Genomic DNA, 20,320 nt, shown 5'->3' on the forward strand with positions numbered 1-20,320 from the left:
CCGGTCCGACCGGTTCCACATCACGGTCGAGGTGGCGCCGCAGCGGGCGGGGTACCGGCCGGGGGAGGAACCCCGCTGGGGCGAGAAGCGCCCCGCTGACTGCGGCGAGCTGCCCGACCCACACACGTCGCAGACGCGGCCGCTGCCCGGCAAGAAGTTCGACGACGGCACGGACAACGTCGGCGGCTACTCCTCCGACCCGCAGTTCGCGGCACTGCCGTCACTCTTCGCGGGCGCCTCCGGGGCGGCGGTCGCCGACCCGGACGCGGGTCTGGCCGGCACCGAGCAGGAGCAGCGGGTGGTGACCGCGCTGCTGGACCCCACAGCCCGCCCGACGCCCTCGGCCATCACCACCCTGCTCGCCGGACCGATCCTGCGCGGCACCACGGTCTCCCAGGGCGCGGAACCCCAGCGCGCGGAACCCCAGGGCGCGGAACCCCAGGGCGGGGAACCCCACGGCGGGGCGGCCGGGTAGCCGGCGTCAGCGCGGGGTGAGGAGGCTGGACAGGCCGCCCCACACGCTGGACACCACGATCGCCGTGGCGTCCTCGACCCCGATGCCGGGACGCCCTGCGCGCCACACGGCCACCCGCTCGCAGGCGCCGATGACGACCTCCGCGCATCCCTCCAGCAGCTCCTCGGGCACGGCGCCGAGCCCGGGCGCGGCGCGGAACGTCGCCACGGTCGCGGCCGACTGCTCCTCGCGGATGCTCTCGATGAGGGGGTTGGCCTGCGAGGCGACCGCACCCTCCTGCCGGATCAGCACGAACGCCGTGGCGTGGGCGTCGATGAACTCGAAGAACGCGCGCACGCCCGCCTCGAACACCTCCGAGAGCGGGGCGTCCGGGCCGACCGAGGCCCACGACAGCTCGGTGGCCTCGCGCAGCTGCGTGCGAGCGCGCGTGATGCACGCCGACAGCAGGCCCTCCTTGGAGCCGAAGTAGTCGTAGATGAGCGGCTTGGTCACTCCCACCCGCTCCGCGACCTCGTCCATGCTGGTGGCGTGGAAACCGCGTTCGGCGAAGACCTGCTCGGCGGCGGTGAGGATCTGCTCCTCCCGCTCGGCGCGCGGCACGCGCACGCGCGGCGTACGGGTCGCGGCAGCGGAGGGTCGGGGCACGCGGTGATGCTACCCCTACCCTTGGTAACTTACCGATGGTAAGTTCCTCGTCCATGACCGCACCGCACCACCGCGTCGTCATCGTGGGCACGGGCTTCTCGGGCCTCGGGATGGCGATCCGGCTCTCCCAGCGCGGGGAGCGCGACTTCGTCCTGCTGGAGAAGGCGGACGACATCGGCGGGACCTGGCGCGACAACCGCTACCCCGGCTGCGCCTGCGACGTCCCGTCGCGCCTCTACAGCTTCTCCTTCGACCAGAAGGCGGACTGGAGCCGCGACTACGCCCCCGCCCCCGAGATCTGGGCCTACCTCCAGGACGTCGCGCGGCGGCACGGGGTGCGTGACCGCGTCGTCCTCGGCGCCGACCTGAGGCAGGCCCGGTACGACGTGGAGCGCCGGCGCTGGGAGCTCACCGCCGCGGACGGCCGGGAGTGGACCGCGGACGCCCTGGTCCTGGGCGTGGGCGGCCTGCACCAGCCGGCTCGCCCGGACATCGAGGGCCTGGACGACTTCGCGGGCGCGCTGATGCACACGGCGCAGTGGCCGGAGGACGACGGTCTCGACGGCCTGCGCGTGGGCGTCGTCGGGACGGGCGCGAGCGCCGTGCAGCTGGTCCCCGAGCTCGCTCCCCGCGCGGCCCACACGACGGTGTTCCAGCGCACCCCGGCGTGGACCATGCCCAAGAAGGACGTCGAGTGGAGCCCGCGCCGCCAGCGGCTGTTCCGGCGCTTCCCGGTGCTGCAGCGCGCGGTGCGCTGGCGCACCTACTGGGAGCTCGAGGCGCGGGCGCCCCTGTTCGTCCGCTTCCCGGCCCTCGCCCGTCTCGGTGAGCGGGTGGCGCTGCGGGAGCTGCGCAAGGCGGTCCGCGACCCCGAGGTCCGCGACCGCCTCACGCCTCGATACCGGTTGGGCTGCAAGCGGATCCTGCTCTCGAGCACCTACTGGCCGACGTTCGACCGTGACGACGTCTCGCTCGTCACCGAGCCCATCGCGCGGGTCGAGCCCGATGCCGTCGTCACCGCCGACGGGGCGCGGCACGAGGTCGACGCGCTGGTCCTCGGCACCGGTTTCGCCCTGACGGGCAGCTTCGACCGCATCGCCGTGACCGGCCTCGACGGGCGCACCCTGGCGCAGGAGTGGTCCACGGGCGCCCACACGCACCTCGGGGTCACCGTCGCGGGGTTCCCCGAGCTCTACCTCCTGCTCGGCCCCAACACCGGGCTCGGCCACAGCTCGGTCGTCATGATGAGCGAGTTCGCGACCCGCTACGCACTGCAGGGGATCGAGCGGGCCCGCGCGGCCGGGGCCAGCGTCACCAGCGACTCCGCGCAGGCAGCCTTCACGGCGGAGATGGAGCGGCGCACACGCCACACCGTCTGGGCGAGCGGGTGCCGCAGCTGGTACCTCGACCGGTTCGGCCACAACACCGCCCTGTGGCCGGGGTCGACGCTGGCCTACTGGTGGCGGACCCGCAGGATCGACGACTCCGTCTTCGTCCCCGTCACGAACAGCCCCACGGCCGCCCGGACCAAGGAGACCATTGATGCGTAAGGCATTCGCCCCCCAGGTGAGCATCGTCACCGGCGGCGCCTCGGGCATCGGCAAGGCCATCGCCGCCGAGCTCGTCGCCCGGGGGAGCCACGTCGTCATCGCCGACCTCGACCTGGTTGCGGCGCAGGCGGCAGCGCGGGAGCTGGGGCCGCGCACCGACGCCGTGGAGCTCGACGTGGTCGACGCGGCAGCCGTCAGGGCCGTCGTGGACGCCGTGGTGGCCGAGCACGGGCGGCTCGACGTCATGGTCAACAACGCCGGCATCGGCCTCGGCGGCCTGCTCGAGGAGCTCGACGAGCGGCACTGGGACAAGGCCATCGACGTCAACCTGCGCGGCGTGGTCCACGGGGTCACGGCCGCCTACACGGTGATGCGCCGACAGGGCAGTGGGCACATCCTCAACACCGCCTCGCTCGCCGGCCTCATCCCGGCGCCGTCGATGCTGCCCTACACGACGACCAAGCACGCGGTCGTCGGGCTCTCGACCGCCCTGCGCGCCGAGGCCGCTGCGCTCGGCATCCGGGTCAGCGTGCTGTGCCCCGGCTTCGTCGACACCCCGCTGCTCGACTCCATGTACGAGGCGCCGGCGAGCTTCGGGGGCAGCAGCGTCCGCTCGCGCGTCCGGATGCTGCAACCGCGGTTCCTCACCGCCGAGCACACCGCCAGGCGAGCCGTCGACGGCCTGGCCGCCGACAAGGCCGTCATCCCCGTCGGGTTCCTCGCCCACCTCTCGTGGCGCGGGCTGCGCTACGCACCGCCGCTGGCACGGGCGGTCATCCAGCTCCAGGCCACCGGCGCCCGGCGCATCACCGAGCGGGCAGCCGGCCGACGGGGGTCGGACGTCAGCGGAGGACGCGCCACCTGAGCCGCACGACCTGAGGGGCGCGCCGGTGAGCCGCTGAGGCGCGCGACCTGAGCGGCGCCCGTGGCGGCATACTGGGCGCGCCCCCGTGGCCCAACTGGCAGAGGCAGGCGACTTAAAATCGCCACAGGTGCGGGTTCGACCCCCGTCGGGGGCACCATCGGCTGGGTCAGTCCAGCGAGCAGTGCAGCTTCGCGGCGGCTGCGGCCGCCGCGTCGTAGGCCGCCAGCTGCCCCGCCCCGGTCTTCCAGTTCTTGCTCCAGGCGGCTGTCGCCTGGGCCGGGGTGATGTGCCCCGTGCGCAGCATCTCCATGTCGTGGATGTGGTGCTCCCAGGTGGTCACCGCGGCCCGGGCCCGGGCCAGCTCCGTGGTCCGCGCCTTGATGGCGTTGGCGCAGCCCGAGATGGCCAGCAGCTGCCCGTACGGCGTGCTGTAGGCGACCGAGGGGTCCGGCGGCCGGCACGTCGAGGTGGCAGCGGTCAGCTGCTTGTCGGCGCTGCGGAAGGCTGCCGCGTTCTGGGCCGCCCCCACGCGGGTCTGGTCCCAGAAGGTCGTCGCCACGGCGAGGGTGATCTTCCCGGCCACCAAGAGGTTCATGGCGTCGATGTGCTTGTCGAACTGGGCGAGGGAGACCGCGGCCGCGCTGAGCGGCGACTGCTGCCGGAGGTTCGCCAGCCGGCAGGCCTCGGCGTCGGCAGCCAGGGCTTCGGTGCCGCCGGCCGGACCCGAGGTGCTCGAGGACGCAGCGGAGGTCGAGGTGGTGGAGGACGGGGCGGAGGTCGAGGTGGCGCCGGTCGCGGTGGCCGTCCTGCCGGTTGTCGCGGTCCTGGCGGTCGGGCGGTTGGTGGAGGTCCCGCGGGGAGCGGTCGCGGCGGCGCTGCCCGCGACCAGCGCGGCGACTCCGGCAGGGTCGGCGGAGGACGCGGGGCGGGGGGCGATCGCGCGCATCACCATGAAGGGCAGTGCGAGCGCGAGGACGCACGCCAGCAGGAGCAGCAGGATCCGGCGCGTCGACGACGGGGTGTGGTCGGGGTCAATGGTCATGGCACTCGCCTTCGCTCTCGAAACGCGGACGATCTCTTCGAAAGGGGACGTTCGAGTATTGCCATCCAGTGCGTCGTGGCACTTCCGCCGGAATGGGCACCTGAAGTGCGTCGAATGGTGGAGAAGTCGGGCCGATGGGACGCGACCGGACGGGAGCCGCGCCCGGGAACTTCTGGGTCGCTCCCGCCGTAGGGTGGGGTGAGCGGCCTTCCGCACGGCCGCACCACCGCCCCTCGAGGAGCAACGCATGGCCAGCAACCCGGTGTTCGACCGGATCGACAAGGAGTCCCGCAAGGGCTACGCCGGCTTCGGCCGCGCCCCCCAGCAGCCGACCGCCGGCATGGCGTCGACCGACGCGATGACGCCGCAGCAGCTGCAGGACCTCTACAACCAGCCCTCCGCCGGGCCCGTCCAGACCCGTCGCCTGACCATCGACGACGTGGTCATGAAGACCGCGGCGCTGTTCAGCATCGTGGTCGTCGTGGGGATCATCGCCTGGCAGCTCACCCCCTCGTTCGGCCTGCCCCTCATGCTCGGCGGCATCGCCGCGACGCTCGTGCTCGGGCTGGTCATCGCGTTCAAGAAGACGGTCAGCGTCCCGCTGATCGTCGCCTACGCCGTCTTCGAGGGCGCCCTGGTCGGCTCGGTCAGCAACATCTACTCGACGGTCTTCGACAAGTCCAAGGACGTGCCGGTGTTCCAGGGCATCGTCGCCCAGGCCGTCCTCGCGACGCTTTCCGTCTTCGCCGGGATGCTGCTCGCCTACAAGACCGGCCTGATCAAGGTCACCGCGAAGTTCCGCCGCATCGTCACCATGGCGGTCATCGGCTACGTGATCTTCGCGCTCATCAACCTCGGCTACACCCTGTTCACCCAGGCGCCGTTCGGCATCGGCGGCACGTCAGGGCTCGGCATCGGCATCTCCCTGTTCGCCATCGGCCTCGCCTCGGCGATGCTCGCGGTCGACTTCGACTCGATCGACCGGGCCATCGCGGCAGGTGCCCCCGAGAAGTACTCGTGGCTGCTGGCCCACGGGCTCATCGTGACCCTCGTGTGGCTCTACCTCGAGATCCTGCGGCTGCTCGGCCGCCTGCGCAACAACTGACCCGACGACCGACCCGAGACCGACGTGCCTCCGAGATCGCCGGTGCCGCAGGAGGTCTCGACCGAGCTCCAGCGCGTGGTCCGGCGGTGGCAACAGCTGCCGCTGGACCACGCGCTGTCGCGCGTCCCGACCGTCCGGGCCGTGCTGGTCGACCTCGCCGGTGCCGACGCTGCGCGGCTGCCCGACCTCGGACCGGCCGTGGTGATGGACCAGCTGACCGTGCTGGTGCACGACGCCTGCACGGCAGGAGGCCCCGGCGTCGACGCGTTGCCGCGCCGGCTCCGGGGCCTCCTGGCCGAGCTGGGGTGAGGGTCCGCAGCTGCGGTGGGGGTCCTCAGCTGAGGCGCTCGTAGATGATGGCCATGCCCTGGCCGCCGCCCACGCACATGGTCTCGAGGCCGAGCTGGCCGTCGCGCGAGGCGAGCCCGTTGAGCAGGGTCGTCGTGATGCGGGCGCCGGTCGAGCCGAACGGGTGGCCGAGCGCGATGGCCCCACCGTGCACGTTGAGCTTGTCGAAGTCCATGCCGAGCTCGTCGGCGCTGGGCAGCACCTGCGCGGCGAAGGCCTCGTTGATCTCGTAGAGGTCCATGTCGTCGATGGTCATGCCGGCGCGGGCGAGGGCCTGGCGGGACGCCTCGACGGGGCCGAGGCCCATGATCTCGGGCGACAGCGCCGAGACGCCGGTCGAGACGACGCGGGCGAGCGGGGTGAGGCCGAGCTCCTTGGCCCTGGTGTCGCTCATGACCACCACCGCGGCGGCACCGTCGTTGAGCGGGCAGCAGTTGCCGGCGGTGATGGTGCCCTGCTCGCGGAACACCGGGTTGAGCCCCTGCAGCGCCTCGAGGGTGACGCCGGCACGCGGGCCGTCGTCCTTGCTGACGACGGTGCCGTCGGGCAGCGTGACGGGCGCGATCTCGCGCTCGAAGAACCCGTCGGCGATGGCCTTCTCGGCGCGGTTCTGGCTCGTGACGCCCCACTCGTCCTGGCGCTCGCGGCTGATGCCCTTGAGCGTCGCGACGTTCTCGGCCGTCTGGCCCATCGAGAGGTAGACGTCGGGGACCAGGCCCTGCTCGCGCGGGTCGGTCCACGTGTCGTTGGACTTGGCAATGGCCTCGCTGCGCTCCTGCGCGGGCTTGAAGGCGGGGTTCTGGTCGTCACCCGACGAGCCGCCCGCACCGGCCCAGTTCGTGTACTGCGACACGCACTCGACCCCGCCGGAGAGGAAGATGTCGCCCTCGCCGGCCTTGATGGCGTGGTAGGCCATGCGGGTCGTCTGCACCGACGAGGCGCAGAACCGGTTGATCGTGGAGCCGGGGAGCCCGTCGAAGCCTGCGAGCACCGAGACGACGCGAGCCATGTTGGACCCGTGGCGACCCGAGGGCTCGGCGCAGCCCCAGTAGAGGTCCTCGACCAGGGTGGGGTCGAGCTCGGGGACCTTCGCGAGCGCGGCGCGGATCACCTGCACCGACAGGTCATCGGGACGGATCTCCTTGAGCGATCCCTTGAACGCCCGGCCGATGGGCGTGCGGGCGGTGGAGACGATGACGGCTTCGGTCACGGGGGTTCCTCCTCGTCGAGGTCGACCGCCCGGATAAGCGGTCGCTTAGTCGGTCTCGATGGTATGCCGTGGTGCTGGGTGCGCGTCTGCCGCCCGCGGTGTGGTCTTGCTCTCGCCGTCGAGGGCACGGGGCCGGCCGTCGGACGCACCGTCGAGCGTCCCCTTGGCGGGGCCGTTGGCCTGCTGGCGGTCCAGCAGGGGGATCCGGGGCCGGCGCAGGAGCTTGGCCCAGCGGCCACGTGGGCCCCGGGCCTGCCCGGCGATCTGGGTGGCGCTGACCTCCGTGCCGGGGTCGCGCACGGCGTAGGTCGCAGCGACGGCCACCGGGCCCACGCCCTCCCCGCGACGGGTGTCGGGCTGCCGCTCCTCGACCTCGTCGCCGGACCAGACGCCGAGCGCCGCGTACACGCTGGGCAGCAGGGCCGCTGCCGCGCGGGCGTACCCGGCGGGGGAGGGGTGGAAGCGGTCGGCGCTGAACATCTCGTGCGGGCGCTCGTAGAACTCGGGTCCCAGCAGGTCACCGAGCGACACGGTGCGCCCGCCCGCCTCGACGACGGCCACGGTCTGCGCGGCGGCCATGTCGCGGGACCAGCGGCGGCCGATGAGGCGCAGCGGCTGGGGGATGGGCTCGATGGTGCCGAGGTCGGGGCAGGTGCCGACGACGACCTCGGTGCCGAGCGATCGCAGCGAGCGGACCGTCGTCTCCAGGTGCCGCACGGCGATGGCCTTGTCGATGCGGTGGGTGACGTCGTTGGCGCCGACCATGATGACCGCCACGGCGGGGCGGGGCACGCGGTCGAGGGCGTTGGCGAGCTGGAGCTCGAGCCCGGAGGACTCGGCTCCGATGACCGCGGTGTTGGTGAGCCGGACCGGCCGTCCGGTCAGGGCGGAGACGCCGTTGGCGATGATCGCGCCGACGGTCTGGTGGGCGTGGTCGGCCCCCATGCCGGCCGCGGAGGAGTCGCCGAGGACGACGAGCTCGACGGGCTCACCGGCGCCGGCGCCGTACGTGCCGTTGTCGTCCGGGGCGCCGTCGAACGGCTGGCCCACGACCTTGCGCGCGATCTGGGCCTCGACCTTGAGCAGCCCGTAGCCGAGGGCGCCGACCATGCCGATGCCGGCCGCGAGGCCCCCGCCGCCGTACGCCGCAGTGGCCGCGATCCTGCGCGCCCGTCGTGCCCGACCCATCGGTCTCCCCTTCGCTGTCCAGGCTGCCACGGTAAACGAGCCGCCCGGACCCAGCGTGCCCCACCCCGGCCTGGTCCGGCCTCCGGCAGAGGTCTGAGAGGATGACCGGGTGAAGTACGCAGAGCACATCGCCGACCTCGTCGGGAACACGCCCCTGGTCAAGCTCAACTCGGTCACCGAGGGGATCGCGGCGACCATCCTCGCCAAGGTCGAGTACCTCAACCCCGGCGGGTCGGTGAAGGACCGCATCGCGTTGAAGATGGTCGAGGCAGCCGAGGCATCCGGAGAGCTGAAGCCCGGCGGAACCATCGTCGAGCCCACCTCGGGCAACACCGGTGTCGGCCTGGCGCTCGTGGCCCAGCGCAAGGGCTACAAGTGCGTGTTCGTGTGCCCCGACAAGGTGAGCCAGGACAAGCGCGACGTGCTCAAGGCGTACGGCGCGGAGGTCGTGGTCTGCCCGACCGCCGTGGCCCCCGACCACCCGGACTCCTACTACGAGACCTCGGACCGCCTCGTGCGCGAGATCGAGGGCGCGTGGAAGCCCAACCAGTACGCCAACCAGAACGGTCCGGCCTCGCACTACGAGTCGACGGGCCCGGAGATCTGGGCCGACACCGACGGCCGCATCACCCACTTCGTCGCGGGCGTCGGCACGGGCGGCACCATCACCGGCACCGGTCGCTACCTGCGCGACGTCTCCGCCGACCGCGAGGGTGGTCGCGTCCAGGTCATCGGCGCCGACCCCGAGGGCTCGGTCTACTCCGGCGGCACCGGCCGTCCCTACCTCGTCGAGGGCGTGGGCGAGGACTTCTGGCCGACCGCCTACGACCCGGCCGTCGTCGACGACGTGATCGCCGTGAGCGACGCCGACTCGTTCGAGATGACCCGCCGCCTCGCCAAGGAGGAGGGCCTGCTCGTCGGCGGCTCCTGCGGCATGGCGGTCGTCGCCGCCCTGCGCGCGGCCAAGGACCTGCCGGCCGACGCGGTCGTGGTCGTGCTGCTGCCCGACAGCGGCCGTGGCTACATGTCGAAGATCTTCAACGACGAGTGGATGAGCTCCTACGGCTTCATGCACTCCAAGGCCGAGACCACCGTCGGCGAGGTGCTGCACAGCAAGGCCGGCGACCTGCCCGCCCTCGTGCACACCCACCCCACCGAGACCGTGCGCGACGCCATCGAGATCCTCCACGAGTACTCCGTCTCGCAGATGCCCGTCGTCAAGGCCGAGCCGCCGGTCATGGCCGGCGAGGTCGCCGGTTCGGTGAGCGAGCGGGCCCTGCTCGAGGCGCTGTTCAACGGCACCGCCCACCTCACCGACTCGGTCGAGAAGCACATGGAGCCGTCGCTGCCGCTCGTCGGTGCAGGAGAGGCCGTCACCGTGGCGCGCCACGAGCTCGAGAAGTCCGACGCCATCATGGTCGTCGAGGACGGCAAGCCGGTCGGAGTCCTCACCCGGGCCGACCTGCTCATCTCCCTCGTCGACTGACCGCGGGGCCTCCGCCCCGCACTCACCTCGAAGGGTGGGAACCTGCTGCTTCCGGTACGCCGGAGGCAGCAGGTTCCCACCCTTCGTCGGTGAGGAGCGCCGCGCTCAGCGCAGTCGGCGGGCCATGTCTGCGCGAGGCGCCGGTGCGCGGTCGGGGTGGAGGATCCCCGCGAGCGCCTCGACCCCGTCGACGAGGCGGGGCCCGGGGCGGGCGAAGCTGGCGTTGGCGTCCACGGCCCAGACCGGTATGCCGTCGGGCAGCTCGCCGGACGCGATCGCCTCACGTGCGAGCGCGGTCGACCCGTCGAGGTCGTAGCCGCACGGGGCGCAGACCACGACCTCGGGTGCGCTGCCGCGCACGGCGTCCCACGTGACGCGCACCGACTTCTCACCGGCCGACCCCAGCGCGTTGCTGCCACCGGCCGCCGTCACCATCTCGGGCACCCAGTGGCCGGGGGCGAAGGCAGGGTCGGTCCACTCCAGCACCAGCGCTCGCGGCCGGGCCGCGCCGCGTACCGCCTCCTCCACGGCGGCCAGCCGCCCACGCAAGGCCGACACGAGAGCCGCTGCCGCGTCGCCGCAGCCGCTGGCGGCGCCCAGGGTGCCCACCGAGACGAGCACCTCCTCGAGGCTGTGCGGGTCGATCGTGAGCACCTCGGCCCGGCATCCGAGGTAGGACAGGGCGTCGTCGACGACCGAGACGTCCACCGCGCAGACGGCACACAGGTCCTGGGTGACCACGAGGTCGGCGTCGAGGGCCGAGAGCGCGCCTGCATCGAGGTGGTAGAGGTCCTCCCCGGCAGCCACGGCGCGACTGACGAAGGCGTCGATCTCGTGTGGTGGCAATCCTTCCGGGATGGCGGTCGTCGAGACGATGGTGCGCTCACGCGCCTCCGCGGGGGTGTCGCACTCGAAGGTCACGCCCACGACCTGGGGGCCCGCACCGACCGCGAACAGGATCTCCGTGGTCGACGGCAGGAGGGACACGATGCGCATGCTCCGACCCTATGGGCAGGCGTGCGTGCGCCGGAGGGGCCGGGTTAGGGTCGGAAGATGGAGCGGTGGGAGTCGCCCGTGGAGAAGGCGATCCGGGAGGCGCAGGAACGCGGGGAGTTCGACAACCTGCCGGGCGCCGGCAAACCCCTGCGCAGCCTCGGTGACCCCGAGCACGACGACCCCGACTGGTGGGTCAAGGGCCTGGTCGAGCGCGAGAACCTCGACCTGTCCGGGGCGATGTCGCCGTCGATGGCGCTGCGCAAGGAGGCCGCCGGCTTCCCCGAGTCGCTGCTGGACCTGCGCACCGAGCAGAGCGTGCGAGCGGTTCTGGACGACTACAACCACCGGGTGCGCCTCGACCGGTTGCGGCCGGCCGTCGGGCCCCGGTCGCCGGTGTGGGCGCGGATCGTCGACGTGGACGAGCTCGTCGGGCAGTGGCGCGTGCTCCGCGAGGCGAAGGTGGGTGAGGCCGAGAGGGCCAGGGCTGCTGCTCCCTCTACAAGAGACGGTGCATCACGAGGAGCCCGACGCGGCCGTGCCGCCTGGATTCGAAGGCTGCTGGGACGGTCGTGAGCACTTCGAACCCCAAGTGCTCCCACAGCGCGACGGCTGCGGTGTTGGTCTCGACCACGGCGTTGAACTGCACTGCCGCGTAAGCCTGTTCGCGGGCCCAGCGCAGCATCTCCTCGCCGAGGGCGCGGCCGACGCCCATGCCGCGGGCGGCCTCCCCGACCATGAAGCTGGCCGTGGCGACGTGCGCCCCGCGGCCGGGTCGGTTGGGTCCCATCCTGGCGCTGCCGAGCAGCGTGCCGTCGTCATCGACAGCCACCACGGTGCGGGCGGGCGACTGCTCGAACCACAGCGCCCGGATCTCGTCGTCGTCGAGCCCGTCGGGGTAGGCGTAGGTCTCCCCGTCCTCGACCACGGCCCGGAAGATGGGCGCGAACGCAGCGAGGTCCTCGGGGCGGGCGTCACGGATCAGCACCGGCGCAGCGTATGCCGTGGCCGGGCGCCCTCGGTGAACCCCCTCAGCTGCCGGTGCCGTAGCCGCCGGAGTCGTTGGCGCGCAACACGCTCTCCTGCGAGGGCAGCTGGTCCTGCTTCACGAGACCGACCGGGCAGGTCATGCCGTTGGGGCCGTGGTTGCAGTAGCCGCCGGGGTTCTTGTCGAGGTACTGCTGGTGGTAGTCCTCGGCGTAGTAGAACGTGCCGGCGTCGGCCGCGGACCGCAGCTCGGTCGTGATGGTGCCGAACCCGTGGTCGGTCAGCACCTTCTGGAACGCCTCGCGGGTCGCCTCGGCCACGCGCTGCTGGTCCGGCGTGGTCCAGTAGATCGCCGAGCGGTATGCCGTGCCGATGTCGTTGCCCTGGCGGTTGCCCTGCGTCGGGTCGTGGTTCTCCCAGAACTTCTTGAGCAGCAGCTCGGTGCTCGTCTGCTCCGGGTCGTAGGCGACGAGCACCGTCTCGGCGTGGCCGGTGAGCCCGGTGCAGGTCTCCTCGTAGGTGGGGTTGGGCGTCAGTCCGCCCATGTAGCCGGCGGCCGTGGTCACCACACCCGGTTGCCGCCAGAAGATGCGCTCCGCGCCCCAGAAGCAGCCCATGGCGACGTACACCACCTCGGTGCCCTCCGGCCACGGGCCCTCGATGGGGGTCTTGAGGACGGTGTGCGTCCCGTCGAGGTGGAACGGTCGCTGGCCCCGCCCCGCGAGGGCGGTCTCGGCGGTGGGCAGCGTGGTCTTGGCGCGCGCTCCGAATATCACGTCCCGTGCAACGCCCACCCGTGCCCGGCTGTTCCGCCGGCGGTCGTCGCGATACTCGGTGGCCGGGAGCAGGCCGGGGGCGGCAGGGTGGGGTGGTGACGACCGACCTCGACATCCGACCCGTCAGTGCCCAGGACCCAGCGCAGGACGCCCTGTTCCGTGAGTGGGCGGCGACGTTCGACGAGGCGGGACGGCGCTCGCTCGGCGACGCGCACTCGGGCTGGAGGGTGGAGGAGCTGCGGGAGCTGGCGCGCAGCACGGAGCGTCGCCGCGTCTCCTGGGTGGCCGTGGCCGGCGACACCGTCGTGGGTGCCCTCGCACTGACCCTCCCGCAGCACGACAACCGCACCGTCGCCGAGGTCCTCCTCGCCGTCCGACCGCAACACCGCCACCGCGGCGTGGGGACGGCGCTGCTCGACGCGGGGGAGCGGGCGGCCCGCGACGAGGGCCGGTCGGTCCTGCTCGCCGGCACGGAGTGGGCCTTCGGCGACCGGGACGCGGCGGGTGAGGAGTTCGCCGCGCGACACGGGTATGCCGCGGCGCAGACGGTCCTGCGCAGCACCCTGCCCCTGCCGGCGGACCGCGACCGGCTCGAGGCCGTCCTCGCTGCACCCGAGGACGGGTACACGATGGCCACGTGCTGGGACGGCATACCGGACGGCTGGCTGGAGGGGCGGGCCGAGCTGAGCCGCCGCATGAGCACCGACGTGCCCCTCGGGGACCTCCGGCTCGAGGAGGAGGTGTGGGACGAGGAGCGGGTGCGCCAGGGCTACGTGCGCATCGCGGCCATGCAGCGGCGGGTGGTCGACACCTTCGCCGTCGAGCAGTCGACCGGGCGGTTGGTCGGCTACTCCCAGGTCCAGGTGGGGGCGCATGCCGACCTGGGCTACCAGCAGGACACCCTTGTCATGCGCGAGCACCGCGGGCACGGGCTCGGGTTGCGGCTGAAGGCGGCCAGCACCCTCGCCGTCATGGACGAGCTGCCCGAGGTGAGGCGCATCCGCACATGGAACGCCGACGACAACCACCACATGCTCGCCGTGAACCGCGAGCTCGGCTACGAGCCCGACGCGTGGCTCCGCGAGTGGCAGAAGGTCCTGTGACCGCCGTGGTGACGTCGATCCACCTGGCGCCGGGCACGCGGCTGCCCACGAAGGCCGTCCAGCAGGTCGAGGCGGAGGCGGGGAAGGGGCTGGTCGGGGACCGCTACCACGGGACGCGGCACCGGCACGTGACCGTGCAGTCACAGCCAGACCTCGACGCGGCGGCAGCCGACCTGGGGGCACCGGTGCCTGCCGGGGCAACGCGTCGCAACCTGACCATCTCGAGCGGACCGGTCCCGACCAGGCCGGGCACCCGGATGCGCATCGGCGACGTCCTGCTGGAGGTCGTGCGGCTCGCCGCCCCCTGCCGCCTCATGGACGACTACGTCGGGCCGGGCGCGATGCGAGCGCTGCACGCCCGCGGTGGCGCGGTCTTCCGCATCCTGGAGTCCGGCACCGTACGCGTCGGTGATGCCGTGGAGGTGCTCCCTGCCGAGGCGCCACCCACGGCTGCCGGGGGAGAGGCGTCGGCGAGCCGTTAGCCTTGCCGGCATGAGCGAGCAGCAGCACGGAGACCACCAGCAGGGCGGATTCGCCACGCGCGCGATCCACGCCGGGCAGGAGCCCGACGCCGGCACAGGTGCAGTGATCACGCCCATCTACCAGGTGTCGACGTACAAGCAGGACGGCATCGGCGGGTTCCGCGGCGGCTACGAGTACAGCCGCTCGGCCAACCCCACCCGCACCGCGCTCGAGGAGTGCTTCGCGGCGCTCGAGGGTGGTGAGCGCGGGTTCGCGTTCGCCTCCGGCCTCGCCGGCCAGGACACCGTGCTGCGCGCGCTGCTCACCCCCGGCGACCACGTCGTGGTGCCGAGCGACGCCTACGGCGGCACCTACCGGCTGTTCAACAAGGTCCTCGTGCCCTGGGGCGTCGAGCACAGCATCGCGCCCATGGGTGACCTCGACGCCGTCCGCGCCGCCATCCGTCCCGGCCAGACCCGGATCGTCTGGGTCGAGACGCCCACCAACCCCATGCTCGGCATCGCCGACATCGCGGCCCTGGCCGAGGTCGCCCACGAGGCGGGCGCCCTGCTCGTCGTCGACAACACCTTCGCCTCGCCCTACCTCCAGCAGCCCCTGTCGCTGGGCGCCGACATCGTCACGCACTCGACGACCAAGTACTGCGGTGGGCACTCCGACGTGGTCGGCGGCGCCGTGGTGGTGCGTCGCGGGATCACCGTGCCCGGGTTCGAGGACGCAGTGGATCGCGTTGCCTTCCACCAGAACTCGCTCGGTGCCGTCGCGGGTCCCTTCGACGCGTGGCTGGTGCTGCGGGGCCTCAAGACACTCGCCCTGCGCATGGAGCGGCACAGCGACAACGCCGAGAAGGTCGTCGAGTTCCTGCTCGGCCACCCTGCCGTGAGCGCCGTCCACTACCCGGGGCTCGAGAGCCACCCGGGGCACGAGGTCGCGGCCCGCCAGATGAAGCGGTTCGGCGGCATGATCTCGTTCCAGCTCAAGGCCGGCGAGGACGTCGCGGTCAAGGTCTGCGCCGAGACGCAGGTGTTCACGCTCGGGGAGTCGCTCGGTGGCGTGGAGTCGCTCATCGAGCACCCGGCCCGGATGACGCACGCCTCCGTCGCGGGCACCGAGCTCGAGGTGCCCGCCGACCTCATCCGCCTGTCGGTGGGCATCGAGGACGTCGACGACCTCGTCGCCGACCTGAAGCAGGCCCTCGACCGGCTCGGCTGACGCGGCCCGCCGCCGACGGGACGGATGACGCGATGACGGGTACAGCCCGGTGAGCAGGCTGTTGTGCGTCGACTTCGGGTCGACGTTCACCAAGGCGGCGCTGGTCGACTCCTCGGACGGCCTCGTGGCGACGGCCGCGACCCCGACGACCATCGGCACCGACGTCCTCGACGGCTACCGCCTCCTGCGCGAGCAGCTCGCCTCCCACGGCCAGGTGAACGAGGTGCTCGCCTGCTCCAGCGCGGGGGGTGGCCTGCGCCTCGCGGTGGTGGGCTACGAGCGCGAGGTGACGGCGCAGGCCGGCCACCGCGTCGGCCTCAGCGCCGGCGCGCGCGTGTGCCACGTGACCTCCGGCCCCCTCACCGGCGCCGACGTGGCGGCCCTGCGCGCGGCCCGGCCCGACCTCGTGCTGCTCGTGGGCGGCACCGACGGCGGCAACGCCGACGTCCTGCTGCACAACGCCGGTCGTATCGCGCGGGCCCGCCTGGGTGCGCCCGTGGTCGTGGCGGGCAACGCCGAGGCCCAGGCCGAGGTGGCCGCGCTGCTGGAGTCCACCGGACGGCGGTACGAGCGGGCGGACAACGTCCTGCCCCGGATCGGGGTGATCGCCCCCGAGGGGGCCCGGGCCGCCATCCGCCGCGCGTTCCTTGAGCACGTCATCGGCGGCAAGGGCCTGTCCCGGGGTCCCAAGTTCGCGGGGATGGTGCAGGCCCCCACCCCCGACGCGGTGCTCGACGGTGTCGAGGTGCTCGCCCAGCACCTCGACGGCGACGTCCTGGTCGTGGACATCGGCGGCGCCACCACCGACGTCTACTCCGCGCTGCGCCCCCAGGGCGAGGACGCCGGGCTGGCCAAGGACGTCGTGGCACCCCTGTGGCAGTCACGGACGGTGGAGGCCGACCTCGGCATGCGCTGGAACGCCGAGGGTGTGGTCGAGGCCGCGCACCGCGAGCACGTGGCCGTGCCCGGCGCGCTGGCCGCCTACGCCGCCACCGTGGCCCGTGACCCGTCCCACCTGCCGGTCGACGCCACGGAGCGGGCCCTGGACCTCGACCTGGCCCGCGCGGCGGCCCTCGTCGCCGTACGCCGCCACGCCCGCCCTGCGGGGCCGGGCTCCAGCCCCAGGCCGCTGGCCGACGTCCGGGTGGTGGTGGGTTCGGGAGGCGTCCTGCGCCACGCGGACGAGCAGGGTCGGGCCGACGTCCTCGGCGCGGTGGTCGCCGACCACGCCGGCGGCTGGCGCGTGCCGCGCGACGCCACGGTGGTGACCGACGCGGCCTACCTGCTCTTCGCGGTCGGTCTCTTGCGCGAGGCGCACCCCGAGGTCGCGTTGCGCCTCGCCCGGGCGGTCACGGGCGGGCGCCCCGCCGACGTCGTCGTCTGAGCCCGCAGGCCCGACACGACGCCCGACGCGACGACCGGCACGACGACCGGCACGACGACCCACCCGGCCGCTCACACGACGTCGAACAGCTCGGTGTGGATGCGGGCCGGCCCGACCTCGAGCTCCTGCAGCATGTGCACCGTCGCGGCCACCATCGGCCCGGGCCCGCAGACGAAGTAGTCGACCCGACCCGCCGCCCGCCGGACGGGCAGGGCGCCGCGCAGGACCGCCTGGGTGAGCCACCCCACCTCCCCGCGCCAGTCCTCCGGTGGCTCCTCGAGCACCTCCACGACGCGCAGGTCCAGCTTGGCGTCGAGGTGCTCGTGGTCGGCCCGGTGCAGCAGGTCGTCCGCGGTGCGCCCGGCGACGACGAGCACCGTCGGACGGCGGTCGCCGCGGGCGGCCATGGTGCGGAGCATGCTGAGCATCGGGGTGACGCCCACCCCGCCGGCGATGAAGACGAACGCCGAGGAGTGCAGCCCGTCGAGGGTGAACGACCCGTGCGGCCCGTCGAGGTAGACCCGCTGCCCGGGTGACAGCCCGGACAGCTCCTGGGTGAAGTCGCCCAGTGGCTTGACCGCGAACTCCTTGCGCCACGGCTCGGTCGCGGTGGAGGAGATGGTGAAGGGGTGCTCCTCGAAGACGAAGGGGGAGGCGCCGACCTTGAGCCACGCGAACTGTCCCGGCCGGAACGGGATGCCGCCGTGCCCCTTGGCGTGCAGCACGACCACGGTGGCCCCCGGCCCCCCACGCACCTCGTCGACGACGTACGCGCGTCGCTGTGCGCGCACTGGGCGCCACAGCCAGCGGTAGGCCGTCACCGCCACCATGACGGCGCCCAGCGCCGCGAGCCACCACCGGGCCGGCCCGTACGCCGTGAGGTCCCGCAGCCAGAGCACGTGCAGGGCCGCCGTGGCCATGAGCACGTTGGCGAGCACGACGTGGGTCAGGCGCCAGCGCTCGTAGCGCCGACCCCGCGACCGCCGGCTCAGCGCGAGGACCACCTGCCCGGCGAGGGCGAGGGTCGCGACGGTGGCGGCCCAGACCCGTGGTGGCGCGTCCCGCAGGTCGAGGACGCGCAGGCCCTGACGGTCGTGCAGCACCACGAAGACGACGTGCGCCGCGACGAGCAGGGCGGCCACGACGGCCAGGAGGCGGTGCTGGCGCAGGATGCGCTCCACCCCGAGGTGCGAGGTGATCGCCCGCAGCCGCGACGGCAGGACGACCGCGGCGACCAGCAGCGAGGCGGCAGTCGTGCTGGCCACCAGGGACAGGAACCGCCAGCTACCCTGCGCGTGGGACACCTCCAGGCGCAGCACGACCCACCACGGCACGGCGAGCGAGGCCGTGACGGCTGCGGTCCACAGGAGCGGGGCCAGCCTCCGCCGTCTCGCGCCGCCTCCCCAGGTGCCCAGGCGTCGGCCGGACCGGTTGGTGAAGGCCACGAGGCTTCCCCTTCCGAGCGGGGCGACGCCACCCAGAGTAGGGCCGGCGCCCGGGCTGGAGGTCAGGCATACAGCGCAGGCGGTGCAGCCCCCGCCGCACGGTCCGTGGCACCGTCTGCCGGGCGCTAACCTGCGCCCATGGCATCACCGTTGCTGTCCGTCACCCTCGACGACGTCCGCGCTGCGCAGGACCTGCTCAGCGGCGTCGTCCGCCCCACCCCGCTGGAGTACAGCCGCGCGCTGTCCGACCGGGTCGGCAGCGAGGTCTTCCTCAAGTGCGAGAACCTCCAGCGAGCCGGCTCGTTCAAGATCCGCGGCGCCTACACCCGGATGTCACGGCTCAGCGACGAGGAGAAGGCCCGCGGTGTCGTCGCCGCCAGCGCCGGCAACCACGCCCAGGGCGTCGCCCTCGCGGGCCAGCTGCTCGGCATCGACGTGAAGGTCTACATGCCCCACGGCGCCCCGATGCCCAAGCTCACGGCCACGAGGGCGTACGGCGCGACCATCGAGCAGGTGGGCACCACCATCGACGAGTGCCTGGTCAAGGCGCGCGAGTGGGAGGCCGAGACGGGGGCGGTGCTCATCCACCCCTTCGACCACCACGACATCGTCGCCGGCCAGGGCACCGCGGGCCTGGAGATCCTCGACCAGTGCCCCGACGTGAGGACGATCGTCGTCAGCACCGGTGGCGGCGGGCTGCTCGCCGGGATCTCGGTGGCGGTCAAGGCCGCCCGGCCGGACGTGCGCATCGTCGGCGTGCAGGCGGAGCAGGCAGCCGCCTACCCGCTGTCGCTGGCGGCGGGCAAGCCCGTGCCCTACGAGAACATGCAGACCATGGCCGACGGCATCGCCGTGGGCATGCCGGGCGACGTGCCGTACGCCCTCGTCCGCGACCTGGTCGACGGGATGGAGACGGTGTCCGAGGAGGAGCTGTCGCGCGCGCTGCTGTTCATCCTCGAGCGGGCCAAGCTCGTCGTGGAGCCCGCAGGTGCGGCCGCCGTCGCCCACCTGCTGGGCCGCGCCGGGCAGCCCGTCGACGGGCCCGTCGTCGCGGTGCTGTCAGGGGGCAACATCGACCCACTGCTCCTGCTGCGCATCATCCGGCACGGCATGGCGGCCGCCGGTCGCTACCTGCAGTTCCGGGTCCGCGTCCCCGACCGCCCCGGCAACCTCGCGCGCCTGCTCGCCGACTGCGCCGCCATCGACGCCAACGTCCTCGAGGTCGAGCACATCCGCACCGGCACGACCATCAGCGTCGACGAGGTGGAGATCGGGCTGCAGCTGGAGACCCAGGGCAAGCAGCACTGCGAGGAGGTCCTGCGCGCGCTGCGCGGCAAGGGCTACCACCTCAAGTTCGGCTGACGCACCGGCACCCAAAGCTCAGTGCAACGACGAAGGGCCGCACCCCGTGGGGTGCGGCCCTTCGTGGCGTACGGGGTGTGCTCAGGGCACGTGCGGGGTGGCCGCCTTGACGGTCACCTGGATGCTCTTGCCGTTCGGCGCCTCGTAGCTCGCCTTGTCGCCGACCTTCTTGCCGTTGATCGCGGCACCGAGGGGCGACTTCTCGCTGTAGACCTCGAGGTCCGAGCCGTCGGCGATCTCGCGCGAGCCGAGGAGGAAGGTCACGTCGTCGCCGAACATGTCGACGGTGACGACCATGCCGGGCTCGACGACGCCGTCGTCGGCGGGCTTGGCGCCCACGGTGGCGTTGTCGAGCAGCTGGGTCAGCTGGCGGATGCGGGCCTCCATCTTGCCCTGCTCCTCCTTGGCCGCGTGGTAGCCGCCGTTCTCCTTGAGGTCGCCCTCCTCGCGGGCCGCCTCGATCTTCTTGGCGATCTCCGTGCGGCCGTCGCCGGAGAGCTGGTCCAGCTCGGCCTTCAGACGGTCGAAGGCCTCCTGGGTCAGGTAGCTCGCGGTGGGGGTCGCGGTGTCGCTCACGTCGTACTCCTTGATCGGGTCCCTGTGTCGGCGCGGCTGCGCCGGAGGGAGGGGTGTTACGCACAACGGCCCGGACCCCGACCACTCG

20 protein-coding genes, 1 tRNA gene and 1 pseudogene are annotated in these 20,320 nt (G+C 72.9%); 13 read left to right on the forward strand and 9 right to left on the reverse strand.

Going from position 1 to position 20,320, the window contains the following annotated elements; genetic code table 11:
• Positions 1 to 475 (forward strand): annotated as a pseudogene (locus ASG70_RS19455) (hypothetical protein); the annotation flags it as partial.
• A gap of 6 nt (positions 476 to 481) precedes the next feature.
• On the opposite strand, the gene ASG70_RS02555 reads toward ASG70_RS19455, so the two are convergent.
• Positions 482 to 1,120 (reverse strand): TetR/AcrR family transcriptional regulator, encoded by a 639-nt coding sequence (locus ASG70_RS02555; protein ID WP_056882301.1) that lies wholly within the window; start codon positions 1,118 to 1,120, stop codon positions 482 to 484.
• Positions 1,121 to 1,173: 53 nt separating this feature from the next.
• On the opposite strand from ASG70_RS02555, the gene ASG70_RS02560 reads away from it, so the two are divergent.
• The 3 genes from ASG70_RS02560 to ASG70_RS02570 all read left to right on the forward strand — a co-directional run bounded on the left by ASG70_RS02560 (position 1,174) and on the right by ASG70_RS02570 (position 3,692).
• Positions 1,174 to 2,670 carry an NAD(P)/FAD-dependent oxidoreductase gene (locus ASG70_RS02560; RefSeq protein ID WP_056882302.1) on the forward strand — a complete coding sequence of 499 codons (1,497 nt, stop codon included), beginning with the start codon at positions 1,174 to 1,176 and terminating at the stop codon, positions 2,668 to 2,670.
• Positions 2,663 to 3,535 (forward strand): SDR family oxidoreductase, encoded by an 873-nt coding sequence (locus ASG70_RS02565; protein WP_056882303.1) that lies wholly within the window; start codon positions 2,663 to 2,665, stop codon positions 3,533 to 3,535. The genes ASG70_RS02560 and ASG70_RS02565 overlap by 8 nt, the downstream gene beginning before the upstream one ends.
• A gap of 79 nt (positions 3,536 to 3,614) precedes the next feature.
• A tRNA-Leu gene (locus ASG70_RS02570) sits at positions 3,615 to 3,692 on the forward strand.
• A 9-nt stretch (positions 3,693 to 3,701) separates the two neighbouring features.
• On the opposite strand, the gene ASG70_RS02575 is transcribed toward ASG70_RS02570, so the two are convergent.
• Entirely contained in the window at positions 3,702 to 4,577 is an 876-nt protein-coding gene (locus ASG70_RS02575) for a hypothetical protein (protein WP_056882304.1), read from the reverse strand.
• A gap of 247 nt (positions 4,578 to 4,824) precedes the next feature.
• Here ASG70_RS02575 and ASG70_RS02580 point away from each other — a divergent pair, with 247 nt between their 5' ends.
• Entirely contained in the window at positions 4,825 to 5,682 is an 858-nt protein-coding gene (locus tag ASG70_RS02580) for a Bax inhibitor-1/YccA family protein (protein WP_056882305.1), read from the forward strand.
• A gap of 24 nt (positions 5,683 to 5,706) precedes the next feature.
• Positions 5,707 to 5,991, forward strand: a complete 285-nt coding sequence (locus ASG70_RS02585; protein ID WP_156399785.1) for a hypothetical protein — start codon at positions 5,707 to 5,709, stop codon at positions 5,989 to 5,991.
• 25 nt (positions 5,992 to 6,016) lie between these two features.
• On the opposite strand, the gene ASG70_RS02590 is transcribed toward ASG70_RS02585, so the two are convergent.
• Together ASG70_RS02590 and ASG70_RS02595 are read right to left on the reverse strand one after the other, a co-directional pair.
• The gene (locus ASG70_RS02590; protein ID WP_056882307.1) at positions 6,017 to 7,240 is read right to left on the reverse strand and encodes an acetyl-CoA C-acetyltransferase; all 1,224 of its coding nucleotides are present in this window, start codon (positions 7,238 to 7,240) and stop codon (positions 6,017 to 6,019) included.
• Between the two features lie 45 nt (positions 7,241 to 7,285).
• The gene (locus tag ASG70_RS02595) at positions 7,286 to 8,428 is read right to left on the reverse strand and encodes an SGNH/GDSL hydrolase family protein (protein WP_082590003.1); all 1,143 of its coding nucleotides are present in this window, start codon (positions 8,426 to 8,428) and stop codon (positions 7,286 to 7,288) included.
• A gap of 109 nt (positions 8,429 to 8,537) precedes the next feature.
• Here ASG70_RS02595 and ASG70_RS02600 point away from each other — a divergent pair, with 109 nt between their 5' ends.
• Positions 8,538 to 9,914 (forward strand): cystathionine beta-synthase, encoded by a 1,377-nt coding sequence (locus ASG70_RS02600; protein ID WP_056882308.1) that lies wholly within the window; start codon positions 8,538 to 8,540, stop codon positions 9,912 to 9,914.
• A 105-nt stretch (positions 9,915 to 10,019) separates the two neighbouring features.
• On the opposite strand, the gene ASG70_RS02605 is transcribed toward ASG70_RS02600, so the two are convergent.
• Positions 10,020 to 10,910 carry an ABC transporter substrate-binding protein gene (locus ASG70_RS02605; protein WP_056882309.1) on the reverse strand — a complete coding sequence of 297 codons (891 nt, stop codon included), beginning with the start codon at positions 10,908 to 10,910 and terminating at the stop codon, positions 10,020 to 10,022.
• A 57-nt stretch (positions 10,911 to 10,967) separates the two neighbouring features.
• On the opposite strand from ASG70_RS02605, the gene ASG70_RS02610 reads away from it, so the two are divergent.
• Positions 10,968 to 11,483 carry a DUF1992 domain-containing protein gene (locus ASG70_RS02610; RefSeq protein WP_056882310.1) on the forward strand — a complete coding sequence of 172 codons (516 nt, stop codon included), beginning with the start codon at positions 10,968 to 10,970 and terminating at the stop codon, positions 11,481 to 11,483.
• Here the strand turns inward: ASG70_RS02610 and ASG70_RS02615 are convergent.
• Positions 11,407 to 11,895, reverse strand: a complete 489-nt coding sequence (locus ASG70_RS02615) for a GNAT family N-acetyltransferase (RefSeq protein WP_056882311.1) — start codon at positions 11,893 to 11,895, stop codon at positions 11,407 to 11,409. The two genes, ASG70_RS02610 and ASG70_RS02615, sit on opposite strands and share 77 nt — an antisense overlap.
• A gap of 43 nt (positions 11,896 to 11,938) precedes the next feature.
• A complete protein-coding gene (gene msrA, locus ASG70_RS02620) occupies positions 11,939 to 12,667 on the reverse strand; it encodes a peptide-methionine (S)-S-oxide reductase MsrA (RefSeq protein WP_369818869.1) in 729 nt (242 codons plus the stop codon).
• Positions 12,668 to 12,765: 98 nt separating this feature from the next.
• On the opposite strand from msrA, the gene ASG70_RS02625 reads away from it, so the two are divergent.
• The 4 genes from ASG70_RS02625 to ASG70_RS02640 are packed head-to-tail and all read left to right on the forward strand — an operon-like array spanning position 12,766 to position 16,849.
• Entirely contained in the window at positions 12,766 to 13,773 is a 1,008-nt protein-coding gene (locus ASG70_RS02625; RefSeq protein ID WP_056882313.1) for a GNAT family N-acetyltransferase, read from the forward strand.
• Positions 13,770 to 14,255 (forward strand): MOSC domain-containing protein, encoded by a 486-nt coding sequence (locus ASG70_RS02630; protein WP_235531308.1) that lies wholly within the window; start codon positions 13,770 to 13,772, stop codon positions 14,253 to 14,255. Before ASG70_RS02625 ends, ASG70_RS02630 begins: the two co-directional genes overlap by 4 nt.
• A 10-nt stretch (positions 14,256 to 14,265) precedes the next feature.
• Positions 14,266 to 15,465: a cystathionine gamma-synthase gene (locus ASG70_RS02635; RefSeq protein ID WP_056882314.1), complete on the forward strand. Its 1,200-nt coding sequence runs from the start codon at positions 14,266 to 14,268 to the stop codon at positions 15,463 to 15,465.
• A gap of 49 nt (positions 15,466 to 15,514) precedes the next feature.
• Entirely contained in the window at positions 15,515 to 16,849 is a 1,335-nt protein-coding gene (locus tag ASG70_RS02640; RefSeq protein WP_056882315.1) for a glutamate mutase L, read from the forward strand.
• A 71-nt stretch (positions 16,850 to 16,920) separates the two neighbouring features.
• Here ASG70_RS02640 and ASG70_RS02645 read toward each other — a convergent pair whose 3' ends face one another.
• Complete coding sequence (locus tag ASG70_RS02645) at positions 16,921 to 18,294, reverse strand: ferric reductase-like transmembrane domain-containing protein (RefSeq protein ID WP_056882316.1); 1,374 nt, start codon at positions 18,292 to 18,294, stop codon at positions 16,921 to 16,923.
• A gap of 138 nt (positions 18,295 to 18,432) precedes the next feature.
• Here ASG70_RS02645 and ilvA point away from each other — a divergent pair, with 138 nt between their 5' ends.
• Positions 18,433 to 19,656, forward strand: coding sequence for a threonine ammonia-lyase (gene ilvA, locus ASG70_RS02650; protein WP_200949175.1), 1,224 nt, complete (start codon positions 18,433 to 18,435; stop codon positions 19,654 to 19,656).
• Between the two features lie 81 nt (positions 19,657 to 19,737).
• Here ilvA and greA read toward each other — a convergent pair whose 3' ends face one another.
• Positions 19,738 to 20,232: a transcription elongation factor GreA gene (gene greA, locus ASG70_RS02655; protein ID WP_056882317.1), complete on the reverse strand. Its 495-nt coding sequence runs from the start codon at positions 20,230 to 20,232 to the stop codon at positions 19,738 to 19,740.
• Positions 20,233 to 20,320: the final 88 nt, after the last annotated feature.

The sequence above is a fragment of the Phycicoccus sp. Soil748 genome (assembly GCF_001428025.1).
Lineage (GTDB): Bacteria > Actinomycetota > Actinomycetes > Actinomycetales > Dermatophilaceae > Pedococcus.

Bases quoted from the DNA above. Each gene is read 5' to 3' on its own strand.
- ASG70_RS02560 (WP_056882302.1), top strand. From the start codon at position 1,174: ATGACCGCACCGCACCACCGCGTCGTCATCGTGGGCACGGGCTTCTCG.
- ASG70_RS02565 (WP_056882303.1), top strand. From the start codon at position 2,663: ATGCGTAAGGCATTCGCCCCCCAGGTGAGCATCGTCACCGGCGGCGCC.
- ASG70_RS02575 (WP_056882304.1), bottom strand. From the start codon at position 4,577: ATGACCATTGACCCCGACCACACCCCGTCGTCGACGCGCCGGATCCTG.
- ASG70_RS02580 (WP_056882305.1), top strand. From the start codon at position 4,825: ATGGCCAGCAACCCGGTGTTCGACCGGATCGACAAGGAGTCCCGCAAG.
- ASG70_RS02595 (WP_082590003.1), bottom strand. From the start codon at position 8,428: ATGGGTCGGGCACGACGGGCGCGCAGGATCGCGGCCACTGCGGCGTAC.
- ASG70_RS02605 (WP_056882309.1), bottom strand. From the start codon at position 10,910: ATGCGCATCGTGTCCCTCCTGCCGTCGACCACGGAGATCCTGTTCGCG.
- ASG70_RS02610 (WP_056882310.1), top strand. From the start codon at position 10,968: ATGGAGCGGTGGGAGTCGCCCGTGGAGAAGGCGATCCGGGAGGCGCAG.
- ASG70_RS02635 (WP_056882314.1), top strand. From the start codon at position 14,266: ATGAGCGAGCAGCAGCACGGAGACCACCAGCAGGGCGGATTCGCCACG.
- ilvA (WP_200949175.1), top strand. From the start codon at position 18,433: ATGGCATCACCGTTGCTGTCCGTCACCCTCGACGACGTCCGCGCTGCG.